Raw genomic sequence first — 12,544 nt, forward strand, 5'->3', positions numbered from 1 at the left:
CATCGTGGAATTGATGAACGACGCAAACGACGCCTCGAAGAAGGATTCGGAGCACGATCCCGCGGGAGGCAGCCACGTCGAGGGGGGTGTCGTCGAACACCCCAACGCCGAGGACTTCGAGATCGCGGCCTCGCTGCCGGCCGATCCGACCTGGTTCAAGCACGCGGTCTTCTACGAGGTGCTGGTTCGGGCGTTCCTGGACGGCAACGCGGACGGGTCCGGCGATCTGCGCGGGCTGCTGCAGCGCCTGGACTATTTGCAGTGGCTGGGGATCGACTGCATCTGGCTGCCGCCGTTCTACGACTCGCCGCTGCGCGACGGTGGTTATGACATTCGTGACTTCTACAAGGTGCTGCCCGAGTTCGGCGACGTCGATGACTTCGTGGCGTTGCTCAACGCGGCACACGAGCGGGGGATCCGGGTCATCACCGATTTGGTGATGAACCACACTTCGGATTCGCACCCGTGGTTTCAGGAGTCCCGCCACGACCCGGACGGCCCGTATGGCGACTTCTACGTGTGGAGCGATACCAGCGAGAAATACACCGACGCGCGCATCATCTTCATCGATACCGAGGAGTCGAACTGGACGTTCGACCCGGTCCGCAAGCAGTTCTACTGGCACCGGTTCTTCTCGCATCAGCCGGACCTGAACTACGACAACCCGGCCGTGCAAGAGGCGATGATCGACGTGCTGCGGTTCTGGCTGGATCTGGGTATCGACGGGTTCCGGCTGGATGCGGTGCCGTACCTCTTCGAGCGTGAGGGCACCAACTGCGAGAATCTGCCGGAGACCCACGCCTTCCTGCGGCGAGTCCGCAAGGTCATCGACGACGAGTTCCCGGGCCGGGTGTTGCTGGCCGAGGCCAATCAGTGGCCCGCCGACGTCGTGGAGTACTTCGGTGACCCCAGCACCGGGGGCGACGAATGCCACATGGCGTTCCACTTCCCGCTGATGCCGCGCATCTTCATGGCGGTGCGGCGCGAGTCGCGGTTCCCGATCTCGGAGATCCTGGCCCAGACGCCCGAGATCCCGGACATGGCGCAGTGGGGGATCTTCCTGCGTAACCACGACGAGCTGACGCTGGAGATGGTCAGCGACGAAGAGCGCGACTACATGTACTCCGAGTACGCCAAGGACCCGCGGATGAAGGCCAACGTGGGAATCCGCCGCCGGCTGGCGCCGCTGCTGGACAACGACCGCAACCAGATCGAGCTGTTCACCGGGCTGCTGCTGTCGCTGCCCGGCTCACCGGTGCTGTACTACGGCGACGAGATCGGCATGGGCGACGTCATCTGGCTCGGTGACCGCGACGGCGTGCGCACCCCGATGCAGTGGACCCCGGACCGCAACGCCGGCTTCTCCAAGGCCAATCCCGGCCGGCTTTATTTGCCGCCGAGTCAGGACTCGGTCTACGGCTATCAGGCCGTCAACGTCGAGGCGCAGCGCGACACCTCGACGTCACTGCTCAACTTCACCCGCATGATGCTGTCGGTGCGGCGCCGCCACGACGCGTTCGCGATCGGATCGTTCGAGGAACTCGGCGGCTCAAATCCGTCGGTGCTGGCGTTTCTGCGTCAAGCACCCGACGACGGAGACATCGTGCTATGCGTCAACAACCTCTCGCGGTTTCCGCAGCCGATCGAGTTGAACCTGCAACATTGGAGCGGCCACACGCCGATCGAACTCACCGGCCAAGTGGAGTTTCCGCGGATCGGACATCTGCCCTATTTGCTGACACTGCCGGGACATGGGTTCTACTGGTTCCAGCTGTGCGCATCGGAGGAGAACTCATGAGTCAGTCAGCCAAGCTGCCCTGGACCGAATGGCTGCCGCAGCAACGTTGGTACGCCGGGCGCAATCGTCAGCTGATCCGCGCCGAGGCCGGGCTGGTCGTTGCGTTGCGCGACAATCTCGAGCTGGTGCTGGTCGACGCCACCTACGCCAGCGGCCCCGCGGAGCGCTATCAGGTGCTGGTCGGGTGGGACGCCGAGCCGGTCACCGAGTACAACACGGTGGCCACCATCGGCTCGGCCGGCGACCGGACCGGTTACGACGCGCTGTATGGAACCGACGGTCCGCGGTTCCTGCTGTCGCTGATCGACCAGTCCGCGGCGCGCGACGCGGATGGCACCGAAGTGGTGTTTCGCAAAGAGCCCGATGCCACGCTTCCGCTGGAGGCGTGGCCGCGGGTCGCCGACGCCGAGCAGTCGAACACCAGCGTGATCTTCGATCGGGACGCGATCTTCAAGGTCTTTCGTCGGGTCAGCAGCGGCATCAACCCCGACATCGAGCTGAACCGGGTGCTGGGCCGCGCCGGCAACCCGAACGTGGCCCGGCTGTTAGGCACCTACGAGATTGCCGGGGACGACGGCGCCGAGGACACGGCATGGCCGCTGGGCATGGTCACCGAGTTCGAGGCCAACGCCGCCGAGGGCTGGGCCATGGCCACGGCCAGCGTCCGCGACCTGTTCGCCGAGGGTGACCTGTATGCCCACGAGGTCGGCGGCGACTTCGCCGGTGAGTCCTACCGGCTCGGGGAGGCCGTCGCGTCCGTGCACGCCACCCTCGCCGAAACCCTGGGCACCGCGCAGACCACCTTCCCGGTGGACAACGTGCTGGCCCGGTTGGCGTCGACGGCGGCGCTGGTGCCCGAGCTGGAAGAGTACGCGGCGACGGTCGAGGAGCGCTTCGGCAAGCTGGCCGGCGAGACGATCACCGTCCAGCGCGTGCACGGTGACCTGCACCTGGGGCAGGTGCTGCGCACCCCGGAGAGCTGGGTGCTGATCGACTTCGAGGGTGAGCCCGGCCAGCCACTGGACGAGCGACGGGCCCCGGATTCGCCGCTGCGCGACGTGGCCGGTGTACTGCGGTCGTACGAGTACGCCGCCTACGGGCCGCTGGTGGACCACGAGGGCGACAAGCAGCTGGCGGCGCGCGCCCGCGAATGGGTCGAGCGCAACCGCGCCGCCTTCTGCGACGGCTATGCGGCCGCGTCGGGAACCGACCCGCGTGATTCGGCGCGGCTGCTGGCCGCATATGAACTCGACAAGGCCGTGTACGAGGCCGGCTATGAGGCGCGGCACCGGCCGGGATGGCTGCCCATCCCGCTGCGGTCCATCGCCCGGCTGACAGCGGCCGATTGATTTTCGGCGTCGCATGTGTCGGGCAGGCCCGATACATGCGTTTCCTATGCGTTTCCAATGCGATCCGTGCGCGCGTCGACGAGCTCTGCTTGCATGGTTTCCGTGGCGAATGAAATCTTCAACAGCGAGACACGGCTGTCCTGGGTCTTAGGGGCGCTGGCGGGTGTGCTGGGTGCGACCTCCTTTCTTCATTCCGCCGGATACTTGGTGACCTTCATGACGGGCAACGCCCAACGTGCTCCGCTCGGGTTCTTCCGCGGCGAGGTGTGGCCTTCGGTGGCCGCGATGCTGCTGATCCTGTGCTTCGTTGCCGGGGTGGTGATCGCATCGGCCTGCCGCCGGCATTTCTGGGTGGCGCACCCACACGGACCGACCGTGCTGACCACCTTCAGTCTGATCGCCGCCACCTTGGTCGACGTAATCGATGAGGGCTGGAGTGAAAGCGATGTGGACTTCCCGCCAATCGCGCTGATGGCGTTCGGCATCGGCGCTTTGAACACTTCTTTCGTCAAGAACGGCGAGGTGTCGGTGCCCTTGAGCTACGTGACCGGCACGCTGGTCAAGATGGGCCAGGGCATCGAGCGACACATCGCCGGTGGTCGGGCTGCCGACTGGCTGGGTTACTTTCTGCTGTTCGCCAGCATCGTCCTAGGCGCCACGCTGGGCGGCTTCATCGGTTCGGTCGTCAACGGCACCGCGATGCTGGTGGCCGCCACCGCCGTGTGCGCTTTGACCACCGTCTACACCTATTTCCATCAGGACCGCCAGGAAGAGCTGAGAAAAAAGGACGCCAAGGAATAAGTGGCCTCGGCAGCAGCACTGATTGGTGCGGCTGCTGCCGAGGCCGACTTTGCCATGCTCAGCCGGCGGGAGCGGCGGCCGGGGCAGGTGGTGCAGCAGCGGGCGAGTTGAGCACCTGCAGCATGTCGGGCTTCATCGCCATCAGCTGCTGGTTCCAGTAGGGCCACGAGTGAGTTCCGTTGGCAGGGAAGTTGAACACACCGTTGCGTCCACCCGCTGCCACGTAGTTGTTCTGGAACTGCTCGTTGGTGCGCAGCGTCAGGCCCTCGAGGAACTTCGCCGGCATGTTGTCGCCGCCGAGGTCGCTCGGTGTGCCGTTACCGCAGTACACCCAGACCCGGGTGTTGTTGGCGACCAGCCGCGGGATCTGCAGCATCGGGTCGTTGCGCTTCCACGCCGGGTCGGTCGACGGACCCCACATGCTGTTGGCGCTGTAGCCGCCCGAGTCGCTCATCGCCAAGCCGATCAGCGTCGGCCACCAGCCGTCGGAGGGGTTGAGGAAGCCGGAAAGCGAAGCGGCGTAGGGGAACTGCTGCGGGTAGTAGGCGGCCAGGATCATCGCGGAGCCACCCGACATCGACAATCCCACCGCGGCGTTGCCGAACGGCGACACCTGCTTGTTGGCCTGCAACCACAGCGGCATCTCCTGGGTCAGGAAGGTCTCCCACTTGTAGGTGTAGTTCTGGCCGTTGCTTGCCGACGGCTGGTACCAGTTGCTGTAGAAGCTGGACTGGCCGCCGACAGGCATGATCACCGAAATGCCGGACTGGTAGAACTCCTCGAACGCCGGGGTGTTGATGTCCCAGCCGTTGAAGTCATCCTGCGCCCGCAGCCCGTCGAGCAGGTAGACCGCGTGCGGTCCGCCGCCCTGGAACTGGACCTTGATGTTGCGCCCCATCGACGGTGATGGAATCTGCAGGGTCTCCACTGGAAGACCCGGCTTCGAGAACGCCCCCGCAGTCGCCGAGCCGCCGACCACAGCGACCAGACCGGACAACAGGGCAGCGCTTACAACCGCGATCGCCAGTCGGCGCGGCAGAAATGTCGCAGCGCCACGCAACTTCCCAACGAATGTCATAGCGATAACCCATCCCAACTCTCATCTGCCGCGTCGCGCGGTGGAATCTGTTCTCGGGGAGTGAAACACAGACGTGGGATTCGAATCGCCTGTCACGGCCGGGCCCGCAGATCGCGGTTGGCTAACGATTCAGAGTCGCCGAGTTATCATCTCGTTAGGGTCACGATCGATCCTCGAACCGTGCCACCCTCTTGCGACGCGACCGCGTATGCGCTACCGCCTAGGCGACCAAGCGGCGCAAAAGTGTTGAGGCCGTGGCAATTCCAAGCAGCGCCGCCACGACCAGCACGACGAAGTCCAACAAGTTCAGCGGGGTGCCGATCAACAGCCCGCGCAACGCGTCGACCTCGTAACTCAGCGGGTTGACGGTGCTCAGCACACGCAGCCACGACGGCATCACATCGACCGGGTACAGCGCGTTGGACGCGAAGAACAACGGCATCGTGATGGCCTGTCCGATACCCATCAGGCGATCGCGATTGCGGACCAGTCCGGCCAGCGTCATCGACAGGCAGGCGAAGAACGCCGCGCCGAGCATCACGGTGACCATGGCCGCCAGGATGCGCAGCGGGTTGACGGTCAGACCGACGCGCATCAGGTAAGCCAACGCCAGCACCCCGACGACTTGGGCGACCGAGCGCACACCGGCCGCGAACGCTTTGCCGGTGATCAACGACGCCGCCGGCGCCGGCGTCACCATCAGTTTGGACAGCACGCCGGCGTCGCGGTCCCAAATGATCTGGATGCCATAGAAGATCGAGATGAACAGCGCCGACTGCGCGATGATGCCCGGGGCCAGGAAGGCCTGGTAGGACACCGATCCGGTGTTGATGACGCGCAACTTGCTGAAGGTGGTCCCGAAGATCAGCAACCACAGCGCCGGTTGCACCATCCGGGTGACGAGCTCGGTGCGGTCGTGCCGCAGCTTCTGCAGTTCGACGATCGCGAACGCGCCGACGCGCCCGAAGGTCGCGCTGACCCGCTGCCATCCGCGCGGTGCGCGCACCAGCGTGGTGGCCGGGAGTTCGCAGGTGTGATCAACTGGCACGGCTGGCAACCTCTCTGCTGGAACGGATTTCGCGGAAGTCCGACTTGGATACTGCCGAGGACGCGGAGTCGCCGCGCAGGTCCGTGGACGCAAAGTGGCGGAAGACGTCCTCGAGCGTCGCGCCGGGCGACACCTTCGACTTCAGCTCAGTGGGTGTGCCCACGGCGCGCAGGACGCCGCGATGCATCAGCGCGACGCGATCGCACAAGGCGTCGGCTTCCTCCATGTAGTGCGTGGTCAGCAGCACGGTCATGCCGAACTGGGCCTGCATGCTCTGCACCTGGTTCCACACGCCGTCGCGCGCGATCGGGTCCAACCCCACGGTCGGCTCGTCGAGCACCAGCAGCGACGGGCGATTGACCAAGGCCTGTGCCACTTCCAGGCGGCGCACCATGCCGCCGGAATAGGTGCCGGCCAGCCGGTCGGCCACATCGAGTAGTTCCATCGCGTCCAGCGCCTGACCGACCCGGTCGGCCCGCTCGCCGCGCGGTACCCCGTAGAGCCGGGCGAACCATTCCACGTTCTGTCGGCCGGTCAATGCGGGTTCGATCGAAAGTTGTTGCGGGACATAACCGATATTGCTGCGGATGTCGACGGTATCGCGCCGGGAGTCCATCCCGAAGATGCGCAACTCGCCGTGCTGCACGGGGGTTAGCGTGGTGAGCATCCGCACCAGCGTCGTCTTACCCGCGCCGTTGGGTCCCAGCAGGCCCATCGTCTCGCCGGGCCGCACCTTGAGTGTCAGGTCGTCGACGGCGGTGAAGTGGCCGTAGTGGAAGGTCAGGTGCCGGCAGTCGATCGCCATCGGTAATTTCGTCATCATTTCTCCTGTAATCTGCGGGCCACCATGTCGAGAACCTCCAACCCCTTTGTCAGAGAATCGATTTGGTCTTCATTGAGCCCACCCAGCACTTCGGACAGCAGCGCGCGCCGGACGGCACGCGATGCGTCGACTATCTGCTGGGTGGGCTCGGCGAGTCGTAGTTGACAGACGCGGCGGTCGGTCTCGTCGACGGTCCGGATCAGCGAACCGTTGGACACCAGCTTGGAAACCATCGTCGAGGCGGTGTTGGGGACCAACCCGAGTTCGGTCGCCGCCGCGCGGACCGAGATACCCGGGCGGCGTCCGACCAGCCAGAGCAGCTCCGACTGAGCCTCGGTGAACCGGGCGGAGTCCAGCCCCCGCCCGGCGGATCTGCGCAGCTGGCGGCGGAATCGGCCGACAACGCCGAATACTTCGCCGACCAGGTCGGGGTGCGATCTCAGTGCTTGCATATATACCTCTGTTTACGAGCTATATATGTGTGCGGGCTGTGCAGGGCCTTTATCTGGGCTACTTCTCGAGGTGGTGCAGCATGACCTCGGTCACTGCTCCGTGGTCGATGCTGGTCGTCATGTAGCTGCAGAACGGCTGGCGGCGTCGATCCGTCGGCGAGCCCGGGTTGAGCAGGCGCAGGCCGGACGGGGCCGTCGTATCCCAGGGAATGTGGCTGTGCCCGAATACCAGTACGTCGGTGTCCGGATAGAGCCGCGACATCCGGGCCTCGCGGCCGGACGCCGCACCGGTTTCGTGCACGACCGTGAATCGCACGCCTGCCAGCGTCACGTCCGCTCGCTCGGGCAGCCGCGCCCGCAACCGCGGCCCGTCGTTGTTGCCCCAGCAGCCGACCAGGCGCGCGGCCCTGGATTCCAGCTCGTCGAGCAATTCGAGCGCGATCCAGTCACCGGCGTGGATGACGACATCGGCCTGCTCGACCTCCTGCCACACCCGGGCCGGCAGATCGCGGGCGCGTTTCGGCACATGGGTATCGGCAATCAGCAGCAGCCTCACGAGTTCTATGCTTACCCGCGAGCAGAGGAGAAAGCATGCGTACCTTCGAGTCAGTCGCCGACCTCGCCGCCGCCGCGGGAGAGACCATCGGGCAAAGCGAATGGGTCACCATCACTCAGGAAGACGTCAACCTCTTCGCCGACGCGACCGGTGATCACCAGTGGATCCACGTCGACCCGGAACGCGCGGCCGCCGGTCCCTTCGGCAAGACCATCGCCCACGGCTACCTGACGCTGTCGCTGCTACCGCGGATGCAACACGACATGTACACCGTCAAGGGCATCAAGCTCGCAATCAACTACGGCCTGAACAAGGTTCGCTTTCCCGCCCCGGTGCCGGTGGGGTCGAAGGTACGGGCGACCAGTTCGCTGGTCTCGGTCGAGGACGTCGGCGGCGGCGCCGTGCAGGCGATCGTGTCCACCACCGTCGAGATCGACGGGTCGCCGAAGCCGGCCTGTGTGGCCGAAAGCATCGTTCGCTACATTTCCTGACGTCTGCTCGGCCGGAAAGTATGCGTCAGAACTCGGCGATCGCGTGCTCCAGTCGTTCGGCTAGCCGGGCCTCGGCTTCGGCGCGCCGGGTCGGTATGTGAGCCGACGGGAAAGGCGTTGTCACAGGCTGGTATTCACGCAGCGTGCGGCGGGCCACGGTCATCTTGTGCAGCTCGGTAGCGCCGTCGGCGATGCCCAGCGACTCGGCGGCCACCAGCATCTTGACGAACGGCATCTCGTCGGAGACCCCGAGAGCGCCATGCAGGTGCAGCGCGCGCTGCGCGACGTCGTGCAGCACCTGGGGCATCGCCACCTTCACCGCGGCGATGTCGCGGCGCACCTTCTGGTAGTCGTGATGCTTGTCGATCAGCCAGGCGGTGCGCAGCACCAGCAGCCTGAACTGCTCGATCTGGATCCAGCTGTCGGCGATCTTCTCCTGGGTCATCTGAAAGTCGCTGAGATGGCCATGCCGGGTCTTGCGTGACACGGCGCGCTCGCACATCATGTCGAAAGCCTTGCGCGCCAACGCGATTGTGCGCATCGCATGGTGGACCCGGCCGCCACCGAGGCGGGTCTGCGCGATCATGAACGCCGATCCTTCACCGCCGAGCACGTGATCGGCCGGCACCCGGACATCGTTGTAGCGGACGTAGCCGTGCGAACCGTGTTTCGATTCGCCGCCCACCCCGACGTTGCGGATGATCTCGATCCCCGGCGTCTCGCCCGGAACGATGAACAGTGACATCTTGTCGTAGGTCCGGGCGTCGGGCTTGGTGACGGCCATGACGATGAAGAACGACGCATGCTTGGCGTTGGAGGAGAACCACTTCTCGCCGTTGATCACCCAGTCGTCACCGTCGCGGGTGGCGCTCGTGACGAACATCCCGGGATCGGAGCCGCCCTGCGGTTCGGTCATCGAATAACACGAGGAGATCTCGCCGTCGAGCAGTGGCTGCAGATAACGCGCCTTCTGCTCGTCGGTGCCGAACAGCGCCAGGATTTCGGCGTTGCCGGAATCCGGCGCCTGGCAGCCGAACACGGATGGCGCCCAGCGGGAGCGTCCGAGGATTTCGTTGAGCAGCGCGAGCTTGACCTGGCCGAAGCCCTGGCCGCCGAGTTCGGGGCCCAGATGCGCCGCCCACAGGCCTTGATCCTTCACCTGTTGCTGCAACGGCCGCAGGATGGCCATCATCTCGGCGTTCTTCTTGTCGTACGGATCAAGGGCGACCAGATCGAGCGGTTCCAGCTCGTCGACCATGAATTTCTCGACCCAGTCCAGCTTCGCCTGGTATTCCGGGTCCGTTTCGAAGTCCCACACCGTGGCCACCCATCCCCCGGCGCACCGTCGCACCGGCATCTCAGCTAAAACCCGCAACGAGCTACCTCATCGTAGATGCGGTCCGTCGTACGGGCGTCAAGGGAGGCCGGTGGTCGCGCCGGCCGAACTCAGTCGCCGACGCCGCGGGTTTCTATGACCCGATCCGCGATGTCGACGAGTTTTGTTTGTTGCTCCTGAGATAGCAGCCGCAGCATGTCGAAGGCGCGTACGTCATCCACGTCGTAGCGTTCCATGATGATGCCCTTCGCCTGGCCAATGCGATCTCTGGACGACAGTGCTGATTGCATGTGTTCGCCGTGCCGCTCGGCCAAGATCGCCGCCGCGGCATGCGCGGCCAGCACCGATCCAATGGTTTCCGCTTCGGTGTCCCATACCCCCGCCTCGAAACCGAACAAGTTCAGCGCGCCGGCCGTGCGGTCCGCCGTGTACAGCTTGAATGACAGGCCGCTGAGGACACCGAGCTGCACGGCGGCCGGTGCGTATCGAGGCCACCGTGTCTCGCTACGGAGATCGTCGGCGCGAACAATCGTTTCTTGAAGAGCCGCCTCGGCGCAGGGTCCTTCGCCGAAATCTTGCTGGAGTTTGTCGAGCTGTCCAGCCAGGCCATCGGTGTCGGCAAGGGACTCGAACTCCCCGGCCTTCTTCACCAGCAACACTCCGGCGACGTCGGCTCCCGGAATCAACTCCACCGCTGCCTCGGTGACATCCCGGAGCACCTGGTCGAGTGCGCGCGGTGTGGCAATTGCGCGGGCCAGCTCGGCCATGCGGACGGCCAGCTCATGCCTTTCGTTCTGCTGCGAAGGATCCATGAGATCGCATTCTGCACGATCTGGCGCGCGGCCTGTACCCAGCGTTGGCCGCACGAACCGGCGGAAAGCGCAATGCGTTGCGCCACAGCGTAACGAAGCGATGCGATGAAAGCAGCTAGTGCAGCTTGGGCAGGACGTAGTCGCGATAGAAGTTGATCGCGGCGATGGGGTCGCCCTGTGGGAAGTGCAGAAACGGGATGGCCCCACCGTCGAGAACCCACTGCACGGCGGTGACGTGCGTGGCGGGGTCGGTGCCGACCGTCCAGTTGGCCAGCACTTTCTCGATCGGGTTCGCCTCGGCGGCACGCTGAATCTCGACCGGATTGGGTTGGTCGGCGGCCCCGGCGGTAAATCGCCACAAGGCAGCCGTGCGGGCGGCTTCTTCGGCATCGCCGACGACGGCGAATAACTCGGCTCGCTTGCCCAACGTCGCGGGATCGCGCCCGGCGGCGTGGGCACCGTCGTTCAGCGCGGCCAGCAGCTTCGGATTGATCAGATCGCGGGATTGAGTGATCCAGCCGTCGCCATATTGCCCTGCCAACCGTGCGCTTTTGGGTCCGCTGGCGGCGACGAAGATAGGCGGCGGGTTCGGTGGTATGTCGTAGAGCTTCAGCGAGTTGGTGTGAAAGTAGCGGCCCGCGAACGAGATTCGCTCGCCAGACCAAAGCTGGCGGATCAGTTGGATCGCCTCGACCAGCCGGTCGTGACGCTCGGGGTATTTGCCCCACATGTTGGTGGCGGCCTGCTCGTTGAGCCGCTCGCCGGTCCCGACGCCCAAGAACACCCGGCCCGGACTCAGGATCGCCAGCGACGCGAACGCCTGCGCCACCGTTGCCGGGTGGTAGCGGTAGGTCGGACACGTGACGCCGGTGCCGAAGGAGATATGGCTGGTGCTGTTGCCCACCAGCGCCAGCGTCAGCCACGGGAACATCGAGTGGCCCTCGTTGTCTTGCCACGGCTGGATATGGTCGCTGGCCCAGACGTATTGGAAGCCCGCCTTTTCGGCGGCCTGGGCCTGCAGCACCAGCTGGTCGGTGCGAAATTGCTCGTGCGACAGCGTGATTCCCACGCCCTTGGTCACCGGCGGCGGATTACTGGGAGAACCACGATGTTCGCTCGAGCATCCACCGGCCAATGCGCCGGCGCCGAGCACCCCCACGCCGGTGGCGATCTGCCCGAATGTCCGACGTGAGAGTCCGGTCATCGCACTAAAGTACCCCTCGTCTGCACCGTCACACCCGTGCTGTTGGGGCGGTGCTGCTGTGCCGGCTCGCGTCCGCGATCGGCGTGCTGTGGCTTTCGATCCTCGTGGTGCCGTCGCGGCGGTCACGGGCTTCACCATGATGTTCCAGGGGCCGTCGTCCTGGGCAGGTTTTGCCATTAGCCTGGCGTGATGGCCCCCCAGGCACGTCCGGCGCGCAAAGCCGATCTCCGCGAGTTGTCCGCCACGTTGAGCCGTGCCTTCTTCGACGATCCGGTGATGGCCTGGATATTTCCCAACAGCATGACCCGGACCACGCATCTGATGCGGATGTTCACCGCCATGACCCGCCACCATCATCTGCCCCAGGGTGGCGTCGAGGTGGCCGACGACGGATCCGGCATCGGCGCGGCTGCCCTGTGGGATCCGCCGGGTCACTGGCAGGAATCCCGCCGGGCCCAGTTCGCGATGACGCCGGCCTTCTTGAGAGTGTTCGGGTTGCGGACCGGGATGGCACGCGACATCCAGGAAATGATGAAGCGCGAGCATCCCGAAGAGCCGCACTGGTATCTGGCCGCGATCGGCAGCGATCCGACGGTCCGCGGCCAGGGCTACGGCCAGGCGTTGATGCGGTCGCGGCTGGACCGCTGTGATGCCGAGCACTGCCCGGCCTATCTCGAGTCGAGTAAGCCCGAAAACGTGCCGTACTACCTGCGTTTCGGCTTTGAGGTCACCCAGGAAATGCCCTTGCCGGGCGGCGGCCCACCGCTGTGGGCGATGTGGCGTGAACCCCGCTAGA

13 protein-coding genes are annotated in these 12,544 nt (G+C 65.3%); 5 read left to right on the plus strand and 8 right to left on the minus strand.

Going from position 1 to position 12,544, the window contains the following annotated elements:
- Positions 1-13: 13 nt before the first annotated feature.
- The 3 genes from treS to AC5Y5O_RS06585 all read left to right on the plus strand — a co-directional run bounded on the left by treS (position 14) and on the right by AC5Y5O_RS06585 (position 3,948).
- Positions 14-1,798 (plus strand): maltose alpha-D-glucosyltransferase, encoded by a 1,785-nt coding sequence (gene treS, locus AC5Y5O_RS06575; RefSeq protein ID WP_096290791.1) that lies wholly within the window; start codon positions 14-16, stop codon positions 1,796-1,798.
- Positions 1,795-3,147, plus strand: a complete 1,353-nt coding sequence (locus AC5Y5O_RS06580; protein ID WP_096283669.1) for a maltokinase N-terminal cap-like domain-containing protein — start codon at positions 1,795-1,797, stop codon at positions 3,145-3,147. The genes treS and AC5Y5O_RS06580 overlap by 4 nt, the downstream gene beginning before the upstream one ends.
- A gap of 102 nt (positions 3,148-3,249) precedes the next feature.
- Complete coding sequence (locus AC5Y5O_RS06585) at positions 3,250-3,948, plus strand: YoaK family protein (protein WP_096290792.1); 699 nt, start codon at positions 3,250-3,252, stop codon at positions 3,946-3,948.
- A gap of 58 nt (positions 3,949-4,006) precedes the next feature.
- On the opposite strand, the gene ag85C is transcribed toward AC5Y5O_RS06585, so the two are convergent.
- From ag85C to AC5Y5O_RS06610, 5 genes are all read right to left on the minus strand, one after another.
- Entirely contained in the window at positions 4,007-5,026 is a 1,020-nt protein-coding gene (gene ag85C / locus AC5Y5O_RS06590; RefSeq protein WP_096283671.1) for a diacylglycerol acyltransferase/mycolyltransferase Ag85C, read from the minus strand.
- A gap of 220 nt (positions 5,027-5,246) precedes the next feature.
- Complete coding sequence (locus AC5Y5O_RS06595) at positions 5,247-6,074, minus strand: ABC transporter permease (protein ID WP_165796270.1); 828 nt, start codon at positions 6,072-6,074, stop codon at positions 5,247-5,249.
- On the minus strand, positions 6,064-6,897 hold the full coding sequence (locus AC5Y5O_RS06600) for an ATP-binding cassette domain-containing protein (RefSeq protein WP_500024312.1): 834 nt from the start codon (positions 6,895-6,897) through the stop codon (positions 6,064-6,066). The genes AC5Y5O_RS06595 and AC5Y5O_RS06600 overlap by 11 nt, the downstream gene beginning before the upstream one ends.
- Complete coding sequence (locus AC5Y5O_RS06605; protein ID WP_096283675.1) at positions 6,894-7,349, minus strand: MarR family winged helix-turn-helix transcriptional regulator; 456 nt, start codon at positions 7,347-7,349, stop codon at positions 6,894-6,896. The genes AC5Y5O_RS06600 and AC5Y5O_RS06605 overlap by 4 nt, the downstream gene beginning before the upstream one ends.
- Positions 7,350-7,407: 58 nt before the next feature.
- The gene (locus AC5Y5O_RS06610; protein ID WP_096283677.1) at positions 7,408-7,905 is read right to left on the minus strand and encodes a metallophosphoesterase family protein; all 498 of its coding nucleotides are present in this window, start codon (positions 7,903-7,905) and stop codon (positions 7,408-7,410) included.
- 35 nt (positions 7,906-7,940) lie between these two features.
- Between AC5Y5O_RS06610 and AC5Y5O_RS06615 the strand changes: the two genes are divergently transcribed.
- A complete protein-coding gene (locus AC5Y5O_RS06615; protein WP_096283679.1) occupies positions 7,941-8,396 on the plus strand; it encodes a MaoC family dehydratase in 456 nt (151 codons plus the stop codon).
- A gap of 25 nt (positions 8,397-8,421) precedes the next feature.
- Here the strand turns inward: AC5Y5O_RS06615 and AC5Y5O_RS06620 are convergent, their stop codons facing one another.
- From AC5Y5O_RS06620 to AC5Y5O_RS06630, 3 genes are all read right to left on the minus strand, one after another.
- Entirely contained in the window at positions 8,422-9,714 is a 1,293-nt protein-coding gene (locus AC5Y5O_RS06620) for an acyl-CoA dehydrogenase family protein (protein WP_207768438.1), read from the minus strand.
- 128 nt (positions 9,715-9,842) lie between these two features.
- Positions 9,843-10,544 carry a GAF and ANTAR domain-containing protein gene (locus tag AC5Y5O_RS06625; RefSeq protein WP_096283682.1) on the minus strand — a complete coding sequence of 234 codons (702 nt, stop codon included), beginning with the start codon at positions 10,542-10,544 and terminating at the stop codon, positions 9,843-9,845.
- Between the two features lie 115 nt (positions 10,545-10,659).
- Positions 10,660-11,748, minus strand: coding sequence for a F420-dependent hydroxymycolic acid dehydrogenase (locus AC5Y5O_RS06630; protein ID WP_096283684.1), 1,089 nt, complete (start codon positions 11,746-11,748; stop codon positions 10,660-10,662).
- Between the two features lie 189 nt (positions 11,749-11,937).
- Here AC5Y5O_RS06630 and AC5Y5O_RS06635 point away from each other — a divergent pair, with 189 nt between their 5' ends.
- On the plus strand, positions 11,938-12,543 hold the full coding sequence (locus AC5Y5O_RS06635; protein WP_096283686.1) for a GNAT family N-acetyltransferase: 606 nt from the start codon (positions 11,938-11,940) through the stop codon (positions 12,541-12,543).
- The last annotated feature ends 1 nt before the right edge of the window (position 12,544 follow it).

Source organism: Mycobacterium sp. NGS40, from assembly GCF_059812735.1.